Origin of the sequence: Paraburkholderia silviterrae (assembly GCF_004353915.1) — a bacterium.
Taxonomy (GTDB): Bacteria; Pseudomonadota; Gammaproteobacteria; order Burkholderiales; family Burkholderiaceae; genus Paraburkholderia; species Paraburkholderia silviterrae.
Map to the genome: position 1 here is coordinate 82,264 of NZ_SMRP01000004.1, position 18,459 is coordinate 100,722.

17 protein-coding genes are annotated in these 18,459 nt (G+C 64.8%); 6 read left to right on the top strand and 11 right to left on the bottom strand.

The genetic code is table 11. The features are described 5' to 3' along the window. Positions 1-51: 51 nt before the first annotated feature. From EYW47_RS10720 to EYW47_RS10730, 3 genes are all read right to left on the bottom strand, one after another. A complete protein-coding gene (locus EYW47_RS10720; RefSeq protein WP_133194840.1) occupies positions 52-831 on the bottom strand; it encodes an ABC transporter ATP-binding protein in 780 nt (259 codons plus the stop codon). Then, positions 828-1,607, bottom strand: coding sequence for an ABC transporter ATP-binding protein (locus EYW47_RS10725; protein ID WP_133194841.1), 780 nt, complete (start codon positions 1,605-1,607; stop codon positions 828-830). The genes EYW47_RS10720 and EYW47_RS10725 overlap by 4 nt, the downstream gene beginning before the upstream one ends. A gap of 434 nt (positions 1,608-2,041) precedes the next feature. Beyond that, a complete protein-coding gene (locus tag EYW47_RS10730) occupies positions 2,042-3,748 on the bottom strand; it encodes a GMC family oxidoreductase (RefSeq protein ID WP_133194842.1) in 1,707 nt (568 codons plus the stop codon). 176 nt (positions 3,749-3,924) lie between these two features. Between EYW47_RS10730 and EYW47_RS10735 the strand changes: the two genes are divergently transcribed. Then, positions 3,925-4,812 carry a LysR family transcriptional regulator gene (locus EYW47_RS10735; RefSeq protein ID WP_133194843.1) on the top strand — a complete coding sequence of 296 codons (888 nt, stop codon included), beginning with the start codon at positions 3,925-3,927 and terminating at the stop codon, positions 4,810-4,812. Positions 4,813-5,031: 219 nt separating this feature from the next. Beyond that, positions 5,032-5,559, top strand: coding sequence for a class IV adenylate cyclase (locus EYW47_RS10740; RefSeq protein ID WP_133194844.1), 528 nt, complete (start codon positions 5,032-5,034; stop codon positions 5,557-5,559). 97 nt (positions 5,560-5,656) lie between these two features. On the opposite strand, the gene EYW47_RS10745 is transcribed toward EYW47_RS10740, so the two are convergent. Beyond that, a complete protein-coding gene (locus tag EYW47_RS10745) occupies positions 5,657-6,148 on the bottom strand; it encodes an Lrp/AsnC family transcriptional regulator (protein WP_133194845.1) in 492 nt (163 codons plus the stop codon). Positions 6,149-6,289: 141 nt separating this feature from the next. On the opposite strand from EYW47_RS10745, the gene phhA reads away from it, so the two are divergent. Both phhA and EYW47_RS10755 read left to right on the top strand, forming a co-directional pair. Beyond that, positions 6,290-7,198, top strand: coding sequence for a phenylalanine 4-monooxygenase (gene phhA / locus EYW47_RS10750; protein ID WP_133194846.1), 909 nt, complete (start codon positions 6,290-6,292; stop codon positions 7,196-7,198). 78 nt (positions 7,199-7,276) lie between these two features. Beyond that, on the top strand, positions 7,277-7,651 hold the full coding sequence (locus tag EYW47_RS10755) for a 4a-hydroxytetrahydrobiopterin dehydratase (protein ID WP_276322939.1): 375 nt from the start codon (positions 7,277-7,279) through the stop codon (positions 7,649-7,651). 125 nt (positions 7,652-7,776) lie between these two features. Here EYW47_RS10755 and EYW47_RS10760 read toward each other — a convergent pair whose 3' ends face one another. Continuing rightward, on the bottom strand, positions 7,777-8,007 hold the full coding sequence (locus EYW47_RS10760; protein ID WP_133195107.1) for a DUF3717 domain-containing protein: 231 nt from the start codon (positions 8,005-8,007) through the stop codon (positions 7,777-7,779). 3 nt (positions 8,008-8,010) lie between these two features. Here EYW47_RS10760 and EYW47_RS10765 point away from each other — a divergent pair, with 3 nt between their 5' ends. After that, entirely contained in the window at positions 8,011-8,697 is a 687-nt protein-coding gene (locus EYW47_RS10765; RefSeq protein ID WP_027815974.1) for a response regulator transcription factor, read from the top strand. A 417-nt stretch (positions 8,698-9,114) separates the two neighbouring features. Then, the gene (locus tag EYW47_RS10770) at positions 9,115-10,725 is read left to right on the top strand and encodes a sensor histidine kinase (RefSeq protein WP_133194848.1); all 1,611 of its coding nucleotides are present in this window, start codon (positions 9,115-9,117) and stop codon (positions 10,723-10,725) included. A gap of 117 nt (positions 10,726-10,842) precedes the next feature. On the opposite strand, the gene EYW47_RS10775 is transcribed toward EYW47_RS10770, so the two are convergent. The 6 genes from EYW47_RS10775 to EYW47_RS10800 all read right to left on the bottom strand — a co-directional run bounded on the left by EYW47_RS10775 (position 10,843) and on the right by EYW47_RS10800 (position 17,553). Beyond that, entirely contained in the window at positions 10,843-11,334 is a 492-nt protein-coding gene (locus EYW47_RS10775) for an SET domain-containing protein (RefSeq protein ID WP_133194849.1), read from the bottom strand. A gap of 160 nt (positions 11,335-11,494) precedes the next feature. Further along, complete coding sequence (locus EYW47_RS10780; protein WP_133194850.1) at positions 11,495-12,607, bottom strand: NADH:flavin oxidoreductase/NADH oxidase; 1,113 nt, start codon at positions 12,605-12,607, stop codon at positions 11,495-11,497. Between the two features lie 214 nt (positions 12,608-12,821). Further along, on the bottom strand, positions 12,822-13,553 hold the full coding sequence (locus tag EYW47_RS10785; RefSeq protein ID WP_133194851.1) for a glutamine amidotransferase: 732 nt from the start codon (positions 13,551-13,553) through the stop codon (positions 12,822-12,824). A gap of 222 nt (positions 13,554-13,775) precedes the next feature. Then, the gene (locus EYW47_RS10790; protein ID WP_028220068.1) at positions 13,776-14,414 is read right to left on the bottom strand and encodes a MarR family winged helix-turn-helix transcriptional regulator; all 639 of its coding nucleotides are present in this window, start codon (positions 14,412-14,414) and stop codon (positions 13,776-13,778) included. A 720-nt stretch (positions 14,415-15,134) separates the two neighbouring features. Next, the gene (locus tag EYW47_RS10795; protein WP_133194852.1) at positions 15,135-16,250 is read right to left on the bottom strand and encodes a YbdK family carboxylate-amine ligase; all 1,116 of its coding nucleotides are present in this window, start codon (positions 16,248-16,250) and stop codon (positions 15,135-15,137) included. Between the two features lie 97 nt (positions 16,251-16,347). Next, positions 16,348-17,553, bottom strand: coding sequence for a cation:proton antiporter (locus EYW47_RS10800; RefSeq protein ID WP_133194853.1), 1,206 nt, complete (start codon positions 17,551-17,553; stop codon positions 16,348-16,350). Positions 17,554-18,459: the final 906 nt, after the last annotated feature.

Below are 18,459 nucleotides of genomic sequence, written 5' to 3' on the forward strand. Positions count from 1 at the left end.
AACAAACTCGCGCGGCGCGGTCCGCAGCCGCGCGCGAAGCAAAAATGAAAACTAGACTCCGAGGAGGTCGTGCAGCACCGGCATCTTGCCTTCGAGCTCGGCAATGCCGAAGCGCTCGACGATGCGCCCGTGCTCCATCACATAGAAGCGGTCAGCGAGCGGCGCCGCGAAGCGGAAGTTCTGCTCGACCATCACGATGGTGTAGCCGCGCGACTTCAGCGTAAGGATCATGCGGGCGAGCGTCTGCACGATCACCGGCGCGAGGCCTTCGGATATCTCGTCGAGCAGCAGCAGGTTCGCGCCCGTGCGCAGGATGCGCGCCACGGCGAGCATCTGCTGCTCGCCGCCCGAGAGCCGCGTGCCCTGGCTGTTGCGGCGCTCCGCGAGATTCGGAAACATCGAGTAAATCTCGTCGAGCGACATGCCCTCCGTACCCTTTGTGCCCTTTGCGCCCTTCATGCCGATAGCCGGCGGCAGCAGCAGGTTTTCCTCGCACGAGAGGCTCGCGAAAATGCCGCGCTCCTCGGGGCAATACCCCACACCGCAATGCGCGATGCGATAGGTGGGCATGTGGATGGTCTCGCGCCCGCCGATGCGGATCGACCCCGTGCGCCGGCCCGTAAGGCCCATGATCGCGCGCAGCGTGGTGGTGCGCCCCGCGCCGTTGCGTCCGAGCAGCGTGACGACTTCGCCGCGCTTCACGGACAAGTCGACGCCATGCAGGATATGCGACTCGCCATACCACGTCTGCAGGCCTGCGATTTCGAGCGCGCTCTCGCCCGGCGCGGCATCGGCTGCCGCTTCATTGCCCTGCTCCGTCACCGTGCTCATGCGTGCGCCCCCGCGAGCGCCGCATCGGCGCTGCCCATATAGGCTTCGGCTACGAGCGGGTTCTTCGACACTTCGGCGTAGCTGCCCTCGGCCAGCACCTCGCCGCGCTGCAGGACCGTGATGGTGTCGGAAATCCCGGCGATCACGTTCATGTTGTGCTCGACCATCAGGATCGTGCGGCCGCTCGACACTTTCTTGATGAGCGCCGTGACGCGGTCCACGTCCTCGTGGCCCATGCCCTGCGTGGGCTCGTCGAGCAGCATGAGCTCGGGCTCCATGGCGAGCGTTGTCGCGATTTCGAGCGCGCGCTTGCGCCCGTAGGCGAGCTCGACGGTGGGCACGTCGGCAAAATCGGTGAGGCCCACCTGGGTGAGCAGGTCCATGGCGCGGTCGTTGAGCTCGGCGAGCGAGCGCTCGCTCTTCCAGAAGTAATACGCGGTGCCGAGCTGGCGTTGCAGGCCGATGCGCACGTTCTGCAGCGCGCTCAAATGCGGAAACACCGCCGAAATCTGAAACGAGCGGATGATGCCGCGCCGCGCGATCTGCGCGGGCCGCTCGTGCGTGATGTCGATGCCGTTGAAGACGATGCGCCCCGCGCTCGGGACGAGAAATTTGGTTAGGAGATTGAAGCAAGTGGTCTTGCCCGCGCCATTCGGTCCAATGAGCGCGTGAATCGAACCGCGGCACACGCGCAGGTTCACCCCGTTGACGGCCGTGAAACCCTTGAACTGTTTCGTGAGGCCGCGTGTTTCCAGAATCGTGTCGCCGAGAATCATGTCCCCTTCCACGCGAAGTAAGGCGTAACACTTCAGATCGTTCGTGCAGGGCTGTGCACGACTTTGCACGGCGCGCCATGTTTGGGCGCGCGCTTGCCCGCTCTGTCATTCCGCGCCATTGTCTCGCCAATGATGCAGCGCAATCATTGGGATTTGCACTTACGGGTGAGAGGCAATATCCACGCGTGCGCGATACGCTACTTAACGACAAATGGCAGCACGATGGCGCCAAAATGACGACGCGTTCGATACATCGCAATTTCACGCAAAACGTGCGAAAGCGCATGCGCCGCTTACGCGGCGCATGTCCTGGATAGTGGTCTGAAACGCGCGTCCTGTTGAGGGCCGTTGTGAATTACGGCGCCCCGATCCAGCTCAGGTCCGATGCTCGCCTGGCTCCGGCACGTGCCGGTCTCCGATGTTAAGCGTGCGCTTCACGCTGACGCCGCCGATGCCGCTGCATCGTTGCGCAGGTTCGTGGACGCGCCCGCACGACGGTCTTCGCGCAGCATCTGCGCGGCGCGCTCGGCAATCATCAGCGTGGGCGAATTGGTGTTGCCCGAGGTAATGAACGGCATCACCGATGCGTCCACGACACGCAAGCCTTGCACGCCGCGCACGCGCAGACGCGCGTCGACCACGGCATCGGCGTCGTCGGCGCGGCCCATGCGGCAGGTGCCCACCGGATGGAAGATCGTCGTGCCCACGTTGCCGGCCGCCTCGCGCAGCTGCGCCTCGCTCGCGAAAGCGGGCCCCGGCAAGATTTCCTCCGGCCGATAGCGCGCGAGCGCGGGCGCAGCCGCAATGCGCCGCGTGAGGCGCATCGCATTGGCGGCCACACGCAAGTCTTCCTCCGTCGACAGATAATTTGGCGCGATCGTGGGCGCGTCCTTGGGGTCGACCGACACCGCATGAATGCTGCCGCGCGACGTGGGCCGCAGATTGCAGACCGACGCCGTGAACGCGTTGAAGCGATGCAGCGGCTCGCCGAAGCGATCGAGCGAGAGCGGCTGCACGTGGTACTGCAGGTCGGGGCGCGTCATATCCGCATCCGACTTGGCAAACGCGCCGAGCTGCGAAGGCGCCATCGACATCGGGCCGCTCTGAAACAACGCATATTCCAGGCCGATCATCAGCTTGCCCCACCAATGCGCGGAAGCCGTGTTGAGCGTGCGCACGCCGTTCACGCGAAACGCCATGCGCAGTTGCAGATGGTCCTGGAGGTTCTCGCCCACGCCGCGCAAGTCCTGCACGACGCCAACGCCGAGCCGCGCAAGCCGCGCGGCATCGCCCACGCCGGAGCGCTCCAGCAGTTGCGGCGAGTTCACCGCGCCCGCGCTCAGAATCACTTCACAGCGCGCACGCGCGACATATGAAACGTCGCCGCGATATTCCACGCCCACGCAGCGCGTGCCCTCGAAGATGACACGCTCGGTGAGCGCCCCCGTGACGACGGTGAGATTGGGCCGTTTCATGGCGGCGCGCAGAAACGCCTTCGACGTATTCCAGCGTATGCCGCGCTTCTGGTTCACGTCGAAATAGCCCACGCCGCCGTTCGGGCCGCCGCTGTCACCGCGATTGAAATCGTCGGTGGCGGGAATGCCCTGCTCCTGCGCGGCCTGCGCGAACGATTCGAGAATCTGCCACTTGAGGCGCTGCTTCTCGACGCGCCATTCGCCGCCCGCGCCGTGATAGGCATTCGCGCCGCCATAGTAGTCTTCACTGCCGCGGAACACGGGCAGCACCGAATCCCACGACCAGCCCGAGTCGCCGGTCACGCGCGCCCATGCGTCGTAGTCTTCGCGCTGGCCGCGCATATAGATCATGCCGTTGATCGACGACGATCCACCCAGCACGCGCCCGCGCGGATACGAAAGTGCGCGGCCATTGAGGCCCTTCTCCGCCGCAGTCTTGTACAGCCAGTCCGTGCGCGGATTGCCGATGCAATACAGATAGCCGACCGGAATGTGGATCCAGTGATAGTCGTCCTTGCCGCCCGCTTCGATCAACAGAACGGAGATGTCGGGGTCTTGCGTCAGGCGGTTGGCGAGCACGCAGCCCGCCGTGCCGGCGCCGACGATCACGTAGTCGAATTCGCCTTCGAGACGGCGCCCTGTCGATGAGTCGCTCATTGCGGGCATGATTTGTCTCCTGTGAGCCATGGCGGCTTATGCCGCGCTTATGCTTGTTTGCGTATTGCCATGCGAGACGAAGGGCAACGAACGCTCGATGGGTAGCGACTAGCGTAATCGCGCGAGGCATCGGCGAGCCAATGATTAATCCTCAACTGCGATATAAGGCGAGTTAATATCAGCGGATGGACCTGACCTTGTTGCGCGCATTCGTGACGGTCGCGCGCGAGGGCAATCTCACGCGCGCGGCAACGCACCTGCATCTGACGCAGCCGGCCGTGAGCCTGCAGATCAAGCACCTGCAGGAGACGCTGGGCGTCACGCTCTTCACCCGCACCTCGCATGGCCTCGTGCTCACGCGCGACGGACAGGCGCTGCTGCCGCACGCCGAGCGCGCGCTCGCCGCCGCCGCCGACGTGCAACGCGCCGCCGCCGCGCTGCGCCACGAGGTGCGCGGGCGGCTGCGCATCGGCACCATTCTCGACCCCACGTTCTTGCGGCTCGGCGGCTTCCTGCATCAGCTCGTGGAAACCTGGCCGCAGATCGAGACGGCGCTGCGTCACGGCATGTCGGGCTGGGTGCTCGACCAGGTGCGCGCGCGCGAGCTGGACGTCGGCTATTACATCGGCCAGCCCAGCCCCGACTCCGACACCTTCCACACGATCACACTCACGCGCTTTCAATACCGCGTGCTCGCGCCCGCCGGCTGGAAAGACCGCGTCAAGGGCGCGCACGACTGGCGCGCGCTCGCGGCCCTGCCCTGGATCTGGACGCCGAGCGCATCGGCGCACAACCGGCTGCTCTCGGTGCTCTTCGAAGCCGCGCACGCGAAGCCCGTGAAAGTCGCCGAGGTGGACCAGGAGCCCTCGATGATCGACCTCGTGAAATCCGGCGTGGGTCTCTCGCTCGCGCGCGACGCGACCGCGCTCGCCGAGGCGCACGCACATGCGCTCACCATCGTCGAAGGCGTGACGGTGCCCACCGAACTCACCTTCATCACGCTCGCCGCGCGGCGCGACGAGCCCACCATCGCGGCTGCGCTCAAGGTCATCGAGGCACAATGGGCGATATGAGCCGCGCTCATGAACGCGCGGCGCACGTCGCAGCGCAATTCGTCGCCTATGTCTGATCAATCGCCACGCGCGCTGTTCGTCGGTGTAACGGCGCAGTCACACAAGTTTTGCTAGATTCGCAATTCGCTCCGCGTTTTTCACACGCCTGACTCGCGAGGCGTCCAAGCGCGCAGCGTTCCGCGCCCCGCCCATCGTTCCCCCGTTCCACAGGAGCCCTGCATGGCCCGCAACATCGAAATCAAAGCCCGCGCCCGTCATTTTGACGCCCTGCGCGAGCGTGCCGCCCAGCTCGCGCCCGATGCGCCGCTGATCTTTCGCCAGCAGGACTTCTTCTACGACGTGCCGCGCGGGCGCCTGAAGCTGCGTCAGTTCGACGACGGCACGCCGCCCGAGCTGATCTTCTACCAGCGCGACGACCGCGACGGCCCGAAGGCTTCGTACTACACGCGCAGCCCCGTCACCAATGCCGAGGCGATGCACTCGCTGCTCGCCACGGCGCTCACGACGCGCGGCATTGTCTCGAAGGAGCGCCACGTTTATCTGGCCGGTCGCACGCGCATCCATCTGGATCGCGTGGACGGGCTGGGCGACTTCGTCGAGCTCGAAGTGGTGCTCGGCCCCGAGGACGACGAGCAAGGCGGCGAAGCCGAAGCGCACGCCATGTTCAAGCAGCTCGGCGTGGATGAAAGCGATCTGGTGGCCGTGGCCTACGTCGATCTGCTCAACACGCCGGCCGCCGCGGCTTGAGTATCCGATGAGCGCCCGCTGACGGTGACCCGGGCTCGTTGACGGCACCCAGCGGCACCCAGCGGCACCCGGCGGCGCATGGCGCGCAGCGCCTGCATCACGGCGCCGCCGCACCAGGCTCCAGGTGCCCGAGCGGCAGCGGGCCGTTGCGCTTGAATGTCGTGAGCACGATGTTCGAGCGCACGCTGTCCACGCCGGGCACCCGCATCAGCTTCTTCATCACGAACGACGACAGCGCGTTCAGATCCGGCGCCACGATGCGCAGCAGATAGTCGGCGTCGCCCACCACGGCGTGGCATTCGAGCACTTCCGGCAGCACGTCGATCTGCTGCTGGAATTGCTCGATGATCGAATCCCCGTGGTGCTTCAATTTCAGGCTCGTGAACGCGGTCACGCCAAGGCCGAGCTTTTCGGGCCGCAGCACGACGCGATAACCGTCGATCACCCCCGTTGCCTCCAGCCGCTGCAACCGCCTGCCGATCTGCGAGGGCGAGAGCGGCACCTGCTCGCCGAGTTGCTGATGCGTGGCGCGGCCAAAGCGCTGCAAAACGTCGAGCAGCGCGAGATCGAAGTGATCGAGTTCGAGCATGAAAAAATCCTGCATTGATTAGCTTGTTGATGCTCGATTATTGCATACACGTACCAATATCCACCCAGAATGCGCGCATCCCGCGCCCGAACCGCTCTAGACTTGCGTATCAGCAAGTGTTTTTACTGGAGCGTTACGAACATGGCCATCGCCGCCACCGCGAAACTGCAGGAGCAGTTCGACGCGGGCCTGGAAACCCGTCCCGACTTCACCATCGACCAGCCGCTCGAGCGCTATGGCGCGGTCGATCACGCGGTCTGGGACCAGCTCTACCGGCGGCAGATGGCGCTGCTCGAAGGACGCGCGTGCGAGGCGTTCATCGAAGGCGCGCAGCGTATCGGGCTGAACGTCGCGCACGTGCCCGACTTCGAGGCCGTGAGCGAGCGCCTGATGGCCGCCACGGGCTGGCGCATCGTGGCGGTGCCGGGGCTCGTGCCCGATCGCATCTTCTTCGAGCACCTGGCACATCGCCGCTTTCCGGTGACGTGGTGGATGCGGCGTCCCGATCAGCTCGACTATCTGCAGGAACCGGACTGCTTTCACGACCTGTTCGGCCACGTGCCGCTCCTCACCGACCCCGTTTTCGCCGATGCGATCCACGCCTACGGCCAGGCCGCGCTTGCCGTAGACGAACCCGCGCTGCCGCTGCTCGCGCGCCTCTACTGGTACACGGTGGAATTCGGCCTGATGCGCGATACAAGCGGCGACGCCAGCGCGACACACGGCGTGAAGATCTATGGCGCGGGCATCGTGTCGAGCAAGGGCGAATCGCTCTATAGCGTGGAAAGCGCCGCGCCCAACCGGCTGGCCTTCGACCTCGAGCGCGTGCTGCGCACGCGTTATCGCATCGACACATTCCAGAAGACCTACTTCGTGATCGACTCGTTCGCGCAGTTGTTCGACGCGCTTGGCGCCGGCATTGCCGCGCATCTCGCCGATCCCGCACCGCTCGTCGCCGTCGAGCCCTACACCGCCGGCGATGTGCTGCATAGCGACACGGTGTACACACGTGGCACGGGCGAAGGCTGGCTCGAAGGCGGCGACGTCTGAACGGCCCGCCCGAGCGCCAGGCGCGAATTGCCGCACCGCCGGCCGGTCCGCTCGCGCATGTCGCACATCCGTGAAAAAATGGCTGATCGGCCTGGCGCGTTTGCCGGGCCCGGAACAGTCATAACGCATACAGGTGCCACGATGATCAACCGACTCACATCCGAAGAGCGCGCCACGCAACTCGCCGAACTGCGTGGCTGGCACGCCGTCGCGGGCCGCGACGCCATCCAGCGCCATTTCCGTTTCGCCGACTTCAACGAAGCCTTCGGCTTCATGACGCGCGTGGCGATCAAGGCGCAGGAAATGAACCACCACCCCGAATGGTTCAACGTCTACAACCGCGTGGAAATCACCCTTTCGACCCACGAGGCCGACGGCCTCACGGCGCGCGACATCGAACTCGCGCGCTTCATCGACTCGATCGCGCCCGGCCCGCTCACGGCCTCCGCCTGAATAAAGAACGCGTAAGCGCCTTGCGTGCGTCGTGCGTTAGATAAATGCCCGCACGACGCATAACGCGCAAACGCGCAAACGCGTCGCAATGAAAGCATAATGCAGGGTATCAGGTGTCCAAACCTTCAGCTTTGAAGGCCATTCTTGAAGGATACGTAAGACTCCCAGGCAGCCCTTGCAATGGGGTCCAAACGTTCCGGTGAGAAGACGTTCTGACGCTGTACAATCAGCAGCGCATATGGCTTGGAGAGCGCCTCCTGGCACAACGCAAATTCATCGCCACCCGAGGGCGAGCGGTTGCGCCAGAAGTTGATCGCGCATGCCTGACTGCTAAACCCATTTGTACTTGAGCGAATCCCATGCGACTCCTTCTGATCGAAGACGACCGCCCCATCGCACGCGGCATCCAGTCCAGCCTCGAACAAGCCGGCTTCACGGTCGACATGGTCCACGACGGCATCTTCGCCGAACAGGCACTGACCCAGAACCGGCATGAGCTCGTGATTCTCGACCTCGGCCTGCCCGGCATCGACGGCATGACGCTGCTCTCGCGCTTTCGTCAGAGCAACCGGCACACGCCCGTCATCGTGCTCACCGCGCGCGACGAACTGAACGACCGCGTCCAGGGCCTGAACTCGGGCGCCGACGACTACATGCTCAAGCCGTTCGAACCGGCCGAGCTCGAAGCGCGTATCCGTGCAGTGATGCGCCGCAGCGGCCCGCATGGCGACGTGCCGCGTCCCGAAGTCTCGCTCGGCGGGGTACGCCTGTCGGGCGTCGACCGCCGCATCTTCAACGACGACAAGCCGCTCGAGCTTTCGCCGCGCGAGTTCGCCGTGCTCGAAATGCTGCTGCTGCGTCATGGCCGCGTCGTGAGCAAGGCACAATTGCAGGATCACCTCACGCACTTCGGCGGCGATCTCGGCGACACCGCGATTGAAGTCTACGTGCACCGCGTGCGCAAGAAGCTCGAGAACTGCCGTGTCGAGATCGTCACGGTGCGTGGCTTCGGCTACCTGTTGCAGGAAATCCGCCAGGCCGCCTAAGGCCGCTCATGGCGGCTTATGGCCGTTTGGCCGCATAAGCCCCCCTCGCGCGCCATCAGGCGCCAGTTCCGGGGCGCATCGAGCATGCGCCCCCGCACACCCCGCTCGAGCTTGCAGCCCGGCCACGCGCCAGGCTGCAAGCCCGTGGTGCCCGCCACACAGCCACACAGCCACACAGCCACACAGCCTCGCAGCCTCGCAGCCTCGCAGCGCTTCTGAGCGTCGCTCAGCCGTGCAAACGGCCACGCAAACAGCCCTCCCCCCCGGAAGACACCCCAAAGCGCCCCGGCGACGCCAGAGGCAGCGCCCGTCTGCCGCGGGCCGGTCCACCCGCGTAAAATGGGTCCGAGCCCGCCGGCGCGCACGACCCGAACCTGCTGCGCCGTGCCCGAGACCCCTTCATCGCCCGAACCGACCATGTCCCTACCGGCCGCAACGAGCCTGCGGCGCACGCTATTGCGGCGCCTCGCCGCTCCACTTTCGCTGCTCGCGCTGATGAGCGGCCTGATTGCCTATTGGCTCGCGTGGCAGTACACGCAGCACGTGGTCGACCGCTCGCTCGCCGACCTCGCCACCGCCATTTCCAAACAGATCCAGATTGCCGGTCCCGAGGCACCCATCACCGTGCCGCCGCTCGCCCAGGCGATGTTCTCCGATCCCGTCGAGCACCTCGTCTACCGCATCAGCGACGGCGAAACCGAAATCGCCGGCGATCACGACCTGCCGCTGCGAGGCACCAACGTGCGCCGCATGCACTATGCGTTCGTGTTCGAGACCGTCTACAAGGGCGTGAGCGTGCGCGTCGCGCAGGTGCGCGTGCCGCAGCCCACAGGCAATCCCATCGTCGTGGAGGTGGGCCAGCCCGTGCATCACCGCTTTCGTATCGCCGCCGAATTCCTCGTGGCGATCATGATGCCGCTATTGCTGCTCCTGCTCGCCGGCTGGGCGATCGTCTGGCGCGTGGTGAACCAGCAACTCAACCCGCTCACCGATCTCGCCGACTCGCTCAATCGCCAGACGCACACCTCGCTCGAACCCGTCGATGAGACCTTCGTGCCCGTCGAGATTCGTCCGCTCACCGGTGCGCTCAACGCACTGCTCGGGCGTCTGAAGACCGCGCTCGAAGCCCAGCGCAAATTCATCGCCGACGCCGCGCATCAGTTGCGCACGCCGCTCACGGCTGTGAAGCTGCATGCCGAACAGGCCGTGAACGCACGCGAGCCGCAAAAGGTCAGCGACGCCGTGCGCGAGCTGCGCGCCGCCGCGGACCGCGCGGTGCGTCTGTCGAATCAACTGCTCTCGCTCGCGCGCGCCGAGCCGGGCGAACAGGCGGCGCGCTTCGTCGACATCGACATGGCCGCGCTGGCATTCGAAACCGGCGCCGAGTGGGTGCCGCGCGCGCTTGCAAGCCACGTCGACCTCGGCTTCCAGCGCCTCGACGACCCCGAGAACGACACGCCGCTGATGGCGCGCGGCAACCCTGTGCTGCTGCGCGAAGTCATCGCCAATCTGCTCGACAACGCGCTGAAGTATTTGCCGCCCGCGCGCGTGGCGGGTGGGCGCATCACCCTCACCGTGACCGAGACGCTCGCGGATGGCGTGCCGATGGTGGAGATCGTCGTCGAGGACAACGGCCGCGGCGTGCCGCAAGCGCAGCAGTCCGATCTCTTCAAGCGCTTCTTCCGCGGCGACGGCCAAACCGAGAGTGGCGTGGACAGCGGCGCAGGCCTCGGCCTCGCGATCGTGCACGACATCATGACGCTGCATCGTGGCAGCGTGCACTACGAAGACGCGCCGGAAGGCGGTGCGCGTTTCATCGTGCGCGTGCCGCTCACGAACCGTCCCGCACTCGATGCGAAAGACGGCAAACAGATCAAACGCGCGAAGGACACGGTGGCAGGCGATCACGCGGTGGGCATGAGCGCGCCGCACGCCGACGATCGTGAAGCGGGTCCCGACGCACAATCTGCACAGTCGACGCAATGGCCCACGAACAAGCCAACGCACCAGGCGCCTGTCGATAACTGACGCGGCGCGATCCGCTTCATGTCCAGCGTCGAGAAAAAAATGGGCCGCGTCTTGCGGCCCATATTTATTTCAGCGGTAGATGACGATACGCATGCAGGGCCCAGCCGGCCGCCATGCTTACTTCTTTTTCTTGCCCTTCTTCGCTTTGCCGCCCTTGCTCTCCTCGGGCGGGGCGAGCATGGTGCCGCGGCACTTGCGCGCGCCGCAGCGGCATTCGTATTCGCGCTTGAGCTTCTTGGTCTGCTTCGCGTCGATCACGAGGCCGTAGTCGTAAAAGAGCTCCTCACCCTCGGCGATATCGCGCAGCGCATGAATGTACACATGACCGTCGATCTCTTCGGCTTCGCAATTCGGCGCGCACGAATGGTTGATCCAGCGCGCACTGTTGCCGCTCACCTTGCCGTCGATCACGTCGCCGTCGTCGAGTGCGAAATAGAAGGTGTGATTCGGTTCGTCGGGATTATGCGGATGACGCCGCAATGCTTCCTTCCACGAGATGCGCTCGCCCTTGTATTCGATCAGGCGTTCGCCGGCCTCGATCGCCCCGGCCGCAAATACGCCCTTGCCGTGTACGCCCGACTGGCGCACGACGATCCTGCGTACACTCATTGAATGAATCCTTGTGAAGTCAGCTTTCGATGCAAACGCGGCGCCTTGTCGGCGCCGCGCTCATGAGCACGCGTTCGGTCAAGACGCGCACCGCAACCGGCATCGTACACGTTCGCCCCTCTTCCGTTCAACTCGCGCGGCACTCGCGGGCGCTACGCGTTCAGCGCTGGCCGAGCGTCGTCTCGCCGAAGAGCGTCTTGTGCTCGCGAGGCTGCGAGCGCCAGTATTGCGGCGGCGCGTTCACACTCGCGCCGAGTTGTGCGGCAGCGTGCCATGGCCAACGCGGATCGTAGAGCATCGCGCGCGCCATCGCGATCATGTCGGCCTCACCGTCTTCGAGAATCTGATTGGCCTGCAGTGCATCGGTGATGAGCCCCACCGCGACCGTATTCACGCCGGTCTCCTGCTTCACCTTGCGCGCGAATGGCACCTGATAGCCGGGCTCAAGTGGAATCTTCTGCAACGGCGAGACACCGCCCGACGACACATCGACCCAGTCTGCTCCGCGCGCCTTGAGCGCCTGAGCGAATACGACCGTGTCTTCCGGCGTCCAGCCGCCTTCGACCCAATCGGTTGCCGATACCCGCACGCCAACCGGACGATCGTCCGGAAATTCCGCGCGCACCGCGTCGAACACTTCGAGCGCAAAGCGCATGCGGTTTTCCAGCGAGCCGCCATATTCGTCGGTGCGCTGGTTGGCGATCGGCGAGAGAAATTGATGCAGCAGATAGCCATGCGCCGCGTGGACTTCGAGCGCATCGATGCCAAGCCGCGCGGCCCGCCGCGCCGTCGCTGCAAACGCATTGCGCACGCGATTCAGGCCGGCCGTATCGAGCGCGAGCGGCGGCGTTTCATCGGCCTTGTGCGGCAGCGCGGAGGGCGCATGCGGCAACCAGCCGCCGTCGGCCACGGAAATCAGCTGGCCGCCCTCCCAGGGCACGTGGCTCGACGCCTTGCGCCCCGCGTGCGAGATCTGCATGGCGATGCGAATCGGCGAATAGCGGCGAATGGCGGCGATCACCGGTTCGAGCGCGGCTTCGGTCACGTCGTCCCAGAGGCCAAGATCGCCCGGCGTGATGCGGCCGTCCGGCTCGACGGCCGTGGCTTCGATACACAGCATAGCCGCGCCCGAAAGCGCGAGATGGCCGAGGTGGATCATGTGCCAGTCGGTGGCCTCGCCTCGCACCGCTGAGTATTGACACATCGGCGACACGACAATGCGATTGGCGAGCGTCACGCCACGCAGCTCGAGCGGAGTGAAAAGCTTGCTCATGGGAGGAGTGCGAACGGTGGTGGGAGCGTTCGAGAATAGCACGCGCCTTTGACAGGCGCTGGCAGCGCTCACACGCACAAGGCAGGTGTAGAACGGCCGCAAACCCGATGCAAAGCGCCGGTGCAAAGCGAGCGCAAAACACGCCCAGGGCGAGACGCGCGGCAGCCCGCCTGCGCGCGCTGGAAAAGCGGGAGGAGAGGCCGAAGCCTCAGGGCTACTTCGCGGGTACGTTGGTATTCGCGTTGTCGACGGCGTCGAGCCATTCGCCGAACATGCGACTCGCCTGTGCTTCGAGACGCGGACCGTGCTGCGAAGTCTGCGCACGCAGTGCGTTGACGTCGATGCCCGCCGCGTCGATCTCGGCGGCATGGCCGATCAGCCAGGGCTCGAAGCGGTCAGCACGCACTTCGGGATGACATTGCAGCCCGAGCACATGCGAGCCCCACGAGAACGCCTGGTTTTCGCACAGCGGCGTGGACGCGAGACGCGTCGCGCCTTGCGGCAGATCGAACGTGTCGCCATGCCAGTGCAGCATCGAGGTGGATGCGCCATCGACGTGCCGCAGCGACGACTCACGGCCCGCATCGGTCAGCGTGAGTGGCGTCCAGCCGATTTCCTGATGCCCGGCCGCATAGACACGCGCACCGAGCACCCGCGCGATGAGCTGGGCCCCGAGACAAATGCCGAGCGTGGGCAGACCGGCGGCGATACGCTTTTCGATCAGCGCGGCGATGGGCGCAAGGGTGGGATAGCGTGCGTCGTCGCAGGCATTGATGGGACCGCCGAGGATCACCATCAACGAAGCGGAAACGGGATTGAGCGCGCCAACGCGCGCAAAACCGACATCGACATAACGCACCGGACGCCCGCGCTCGCCGAGCACACGCTCGAAGCTGCCGAGGTCCTCGAAATATACGTGGCGAATGGCCAATACTTCGCGATTCATCGGCAAATCCCTGGGTCAGCTACACAATGCCACGCATCGTGCGAACAGCATGCGGGATGCATGCGGGAATCACACGAAAAGCACACGCTGAAGCACGCACGTGCGTGCAACGATAAGCACGCCGGCGCAAACGCGCCGCGTGCACGACCGAACCGGACGAGAACCGGCTACTTCGCGCGAGCGGGCCACGCAGCCGTGGACGGCCGCCGGCCCGCTTGAGCTTTACGCCGCGAAGATCTTCCAGTTCTTCTTCTGCGTCGTCGCATCGGCCTGTTCGTACACCGAGCAATCGAGACGCAGGTCGGTATCGGACATGTCGATCTTGAGCAGCCCGCAGCGATGCGGCGTCTTCTTCGGGTTCTTGCTCGGCTCGAAGTGCGAGCAGGTCAGGCACATGCGGTGCTGCGGCATGGCTTCCTGCGACTCCAGCACGTAGACCGTCTTGAGCAGCGTGCGGTAGACCGCCGACTGCTCGTCGGCGCGCAGCGTGCCGACGGCCTTCGAGAGGAAGTCAGGCCATTGTGCGGCCTTCTTCGCGGCCGTACGGCCACGCGCGGTGAGGCGCACCGCGAGCGCACGGCCGTCGTCGAGCGCACGGCGCTTTTCGACGAGACCCTTGGTTTCGAGCGTGCTCACCGCATCGCTGGTCGTGGCGGCAGTCAGCGCCGTCTCACGAGCGATCTCGCCGAGGCGCATCGGCCCCTTGCGCTGCATCAGCAGCACGAGAATTTCGCCCTGAGTCGGCGTGAGTCCTGCCCCTTCGGCCCAGTCCCACGCCTGGCTCCGCATTGCCGTGCTAAGTCGCAGCAGGCTATGGGTCACCCGCCCGGCTGCCTGCTCTCCGTATACGCCTTCGCTCATAGTCTTTCGCTGGTTATTGGCAGCTTGCGCTGCATCGTCAGCCGCCGCACCGGGCGACGGCCTTGTGGGAAAGTTCGCGCCCGATTCCAGGAAATCGACCGCACCATCTCAAAAAATTCCTGCTTCGCCGGCGCAAGAAACGCACGCTGCGCACAGTCATTCCTTCTCGCCTGCAGGCCCAAAGTGTCCTTCCCAACCTCGCGCCGGCTCAGCAAACCGACATTCTATGCGAGAGTGGCGAATCGCACAGCTAACTTATCCAATGCGAATTGTGGATAACCAGTTGGTAAGTACACCATTGGTATGTGGACTAAATCTTGATGATGCTCAATATCGGCGTCCACCGTTACCTGGTTATCCCTCATTTTTTCTGCCCGCGCAACTGAAGTCAAGCCGTGAGCCCCGCACGCAGGCCATTGAGTTTTCAGGCATTTTGACGGTTACCCACAGGATGAGGTCCGCCAGGCCAGCAACGATTGACTCTGTATACGCGAACATCAAAAAAATAAGAACCCCCTGGTATCTTGCCTGGGACAAAAAAATCTTTTTTTCATCCAGCGCAAGGTTCCGCGAACAGGCCTAAAAATGCAAGGGCAGCCCGCAGGCTGCCCTCTTTTTCGTGTGCTTTCTGGCGATGCGACGTTGCCCGGATGGCACACCTGGCCCGCTAATCCCGCGGCCGGGCCCGCGCCGGCCTGGCCGGATGGCCAAACTGCGCGCTCAGGCGCGCCAGCGCAAACATTGTTGCCGCACTGCCTCGTGCAGCGATTTTTCCTCGGCGACCACGCCGCGCAGCCAGGTCGCATCGTTGGTCTGGGCGCGCGCGATCGTGCCGATCTCGGCAAGCGCGTGCGTGGAGCCGAGCGCCTCGCCGTGCGGCGCGATCTTGTCGAGCGTGGCCAGAATGTCTTCGGAGACGGTGCGGCGCTCGCCCGTCTGCGGATCGACGCAGGTGCCGGCAAGGCCGAAACGGCACGCCTGGAAGCGGTTGAACGTGTAGACGAGGTAATCGTCCTCGAGCGGCTGGATCGGCCGGTCGATCAGCAAATGGCGCGCGAGCGTCTGGATATAGCAGGCGATCGCAGCCGCCCGCTCGACCGAGAGCGGCGTGTCCATGACGCGCACCTCGATCGTGCCGAAGCCCGGCTTCGGGCGGATATCCCAGTAGAAGTCTTTCATGCTGTTGACAACGCCCGTGTGCACCATCTTCGAGAAGTACTCCTTGAACTCCTCCCAGCTGAGCACGAACGGCGCGCGGCCCGAAAGCGGAAACGCGAACACGGAATTCAGCCGTGCCGAATGAAATCCAGTGTCGACGCCCTGGACATACGGCGACGATGCCGACAGCGCAATGAAATGCGGAATGAAGCGCGAGAGCGAATGCAGCAGGAACAACGCGCTGTCGGCGTCCGGACAGCCGATATGCACGTGCTGGCCGAACACCGTGAACTGCTTCGCGAGGTAGCCGTATAGCTCCGAAAGGTACTGAAAGCGGGGCGTATCGACGATGCGCCGGTCGCTCCACTGCTGGAACGCATGCGTGCCGCCGCCGCACAGACCGACGTTCAGGCGGTCGGCGGCGGCGACCAGCACGTCGCGAATCTTGCGCAGATCGGCCACGGCCTGCTCATGGTGCGTGCAGATGCCCGTGGAGAGCTCGATCATGCTCTCGGTGATCTCGGGCGTGATGTTGCCCGGGATCTCCTGATCCTTGATGAGGCGCATGAGGTCGCTGCCGGCCTTGGTCAGGTCGTAATCGTGCGTGTTGACGACCTGCATTTCGAGTTCGACGCCGAACGTGAACGGCTTCGAATCGACAAAAGTTTCCAGTGACATGACATCCCCTCTTTCGGCCGCGCCGCCCGGGATGCCGATTGTCGTGTCGGCGCGCCGGTCGGCGGGCGGTGTTACCAGGCGGCCGTGGCCGCCGCCTTCATTTTTCGCCGCGTTCGCCGACGAGCGCAAGCGCGCGGTAGACGAGCCACGGCCCGATGAGCTGCAGCACGACAATCGCGCACATCATGATCGCGCGCAGGCGCGGATCGAACGACGGGTAAAGATCGTAGGTGTCCTCCACGAGCAGGAGCGCCAGCGCCGACATGGGCGTGAGCGCAACACCGAGCGCGATGCCCTGCTTCCATTCGAGCCCGCTCGGCTTGGCGAAGATCAGCACGCCGACGAGTTTCGCCACGAACCGCGCGACGATGAGCCCCGCAGCGGCCACGCCGCCCACGAGAATGTCGTGCCATTCGAAAGTGGTCATCGTGAGCACGAACAGGATCACGGTGAGCAGCCACCCGGCCGTGCCGAAATGCGTCGGCCACAATTGCGGCCGCGCCTCGAGATTCTTCACGATGATGCCCGCGGCCAGCAGGCTCAGGATGGTCGAGAGCTTGAGCAGGTGCGCCACGGCGATCGCCAGCAGCACGAGGCCGAAAAGCGCAACGAACGAATGCTCGTCCTGCGGGCTCAGGTGCCGGTAGAACAAGGTGCAGGCGCGCGCGAGGACATACGCGACGACGATCGAGCCAACCAGCAGATAGAGCGGCTGCAGGATGGTGGCGAAAACGTTGCCATAGATCTCCTGGTGCAACCATCCCGACGCAAGCTTTTCGATCACGACCGCATACATGCTGTTGAGCGCCGTGAGCGTGAGCAGGCGCTGCGTGACCTGGCCTTCGGCGCGCAGCTCGGTCTTGAGCTGGATCACCATCGCCGGTGAAGTCGCCATCGCGATCGAGGCCACGACAATGGCGACCATCGCCGGCACCGAGAGGAACAACAGCACGACGAGCACGAGCACGAAGGTCAGCGTGGCTTCGGCGAGGCTCGAGAGGATGATCCACGAGTTGCGGCGGATCCAGCGCAAGTCGAGCCGGCTGCCGAGCTCGAACAGCAGCAGGCCGAGCGCGACATCGAGCAGCGGCCGCGCGGCGTCGGTCGTTTCGAGGCCGATCACGCCAAAGCCCGCCGAGCCGGCAATCAGGCCGATGATCGCGTAGCCCGAAATACGCGGCAGCCGCCAGGCGCGATAACACAGCTCGCCAACGAGACCGGCGGCGAGCAGCGCAAGCCCCGCCCAGAATATGCCGTCTGGCTGCAGCGGCCAGCTTGGAAAGAACGAAAACGCCGACTTCATCGTGGAGGCTTCTCCTTGGCAGAACATCTTGCATGAGACTGGACCCGGCGCTTCGCAGAGGCACGCAGCATGTGCTGAAGCACTTACGGCGGTCCAGGGCTCTGGCCCCGGGTCCGATCGACAGCTCTGCATGGGACCGGAGCGAGCCCTTTGCATGGGGCCGGAATAAGCGCTGAAGCACTCACTCCGGCCGACAGCCAAAGCGACAACTCTGGTCGACACAGAAGACAGTCCGGCTATCCGGCTCGACGTCAAAACACCTGACATACCGCGCCCGGCACACGGGCAACTCGCGTGCCGGACCGGCGCAGCGCGAGCGCGCGAGGCGCCTCGCGCAACGGTTGCGCCCGCGTCATCGCGCCGGGCCCCGTGCGCCATGCCACGCTCTTGACGCCGCAAGCGCTGACAGACGGGGCGCCCAGGCTCGCAACCTGATCAGGCGGCGGCCGGACACGACGAACAACAACGGGAAACCTCTGCACCGGCGCCGCTCACGCGGCGAACAGCCGGTACGGACGCTTTCTTGTGGTTTGTCAGCGCCCGCGTTGGGTGAACGAACGCTGCCGACTCTCCTGAGCACTCAGATTCAGGACAAGCGGCATCCGTTCCTTGGACACGTCGGCCATCTGTTGCGGCGCATGACGCGGAAAAGAACGGCGATTGTGCCATAGCTTTTTTGCAGTTGTCCCCATCTGCCAGCAAAGGTTGGCGAAGCCGGTAAATGCGTCCGTGTTCGACGACCTTTTCCGACAATAAGGAAAAAATGACCGTTGCGCCTGTTCGGTGGCGAACGGTCTTCGAGCGACGCAGCCGCGCCTTGGGCGCCTTTGCGGCCGATGGCGATGGCACCAGCTTCGGGTTTACGGTTTACCGTATGTATACGTAGTAGCAGTTAACAAAGGCGGG

What these genes read in the sequence shown, in the direction of transcription:
- EYW47_RS10775 (WP_133194849.1), bottom strand. Translation starts at nt 11,334, where the DNA reads ATGAGTGTACGCAGGATCGTCGTGCGCCAGTCGGGCGTACACGGCAAG.
- EYW47_RS10770 (WP_133194848.1), top strand. Translation starts at nt 9,115, where the DNA reads ATGTCCCTACCGGCCGCAACGAGCCTGCGGCGCACGCTATTGCGGCGC.
- EYW47_RS10765 (WP_027815974.1), top strand. Translation starts at nt 8,011, where the DNA reads ATGCGACTCCTTCTGATCGAAGACGACCGCCCCATCGCACGCGGCATC.
- EYW47_RS10735 (WP_133194843.1), top strand. Translation starts at nt 3,925, where the DNA reads ATGGACCTGACCTTGTTGCGCGCATTCGTGACGGTCGCGCGCGAGGGC.
- EYW47_RS10720 (WP_133194840.1), bottom strand. Translation starts at nt 831, where the DNA reads ATGAGCACGGTGACGGAGCAGGGCAATGAAGCGGCAGCCGATGCCGCG.
- EYW47_RS10730 (WP_133194842.1), bottom strand. Translation starts at nt 3,748, where the DNA reads ATGCCCGCAATGAGCGACTCATCGACAGGGCGCCGTCTCGAAGGCGAA.
- EYW47_RS10725 (WP_133194841.1), bottom strand. Translation starts at nt 1,607, where the DNA reads ATGATTCTCGGCGACACGATTCTGGAAACACGCGGCCTCACGAAACAG.
- phhA (WP_133194846.1), top strand. Translation starts at nt 6,290, where the DNA reads ATGGCCATCGCCGCCACCGCGAAACTGCAGGAGCAGTTCGACGCGGGC.
- EYW47_RS10785 (WP_133194851.1), bottom strand. Translation starts at nt 13,553, where the DNA reads ATGAATCGCGAAGTATTGGCCATTCGCCACGTATATTTCGAGGACCTC.
- EYW47_RS10795 (WP_133194852.1), bottom strand. Translation starts at nt 16,250, where the DNA reads ATGTCACTGGAAACTTTTGTCGATTCGAAGCCGTTCACGTTCGGCGTC.
- EYW47_RS10755 (WP_276322939.1), top strand. Translation starts at nt 7,277, where the DNA reads ATGGCTGATCGGCCTGGCGCGTTTGCCGGGCCCGGAACAGTCATAACG.
- EYW47_RS10745 (WP_133194845.1), bottom strand. Translation starts at nt 6,148, where the DNA reads ATGCTCGAACTCGATCACTTCGATCTCGCGCTGCTCGACGTTTTGCAG.
- EYW47_RS10790 (WP_028220068.1), bottom strand. Translation starts at nt 14,414, where the DNA reads ATGAGCGAAGGCGTATACGGAGAGCAGGCAGCCGGGCGGGTGACCCAT.
- EYW47_RS10740 (WP_133194844.1), top strand. Translation starts at nt 5,032, where the DNA reads ATGGCCCGCAACATCGAAATCAAAGCCCGCGCCCGTCATTTTGACGCC.
- EYW47_RS10780 (WP_133194850.1), bottom strand. Translation starts at nt 12,607, where the DNA reads ATGAGCAAGCTTTTCACTCCGCTCGAGCTGCGTGGCGTGACGCTCGCC.
- EYW47_RS10800 (WP_133194853.1), bottom strand. Translation starts at nt 17,553, where the DNA reads ATGAAGTCGGCGTTTTCGTTCTTTCCAAGCTGGCCGCTGCAGCCAGAC.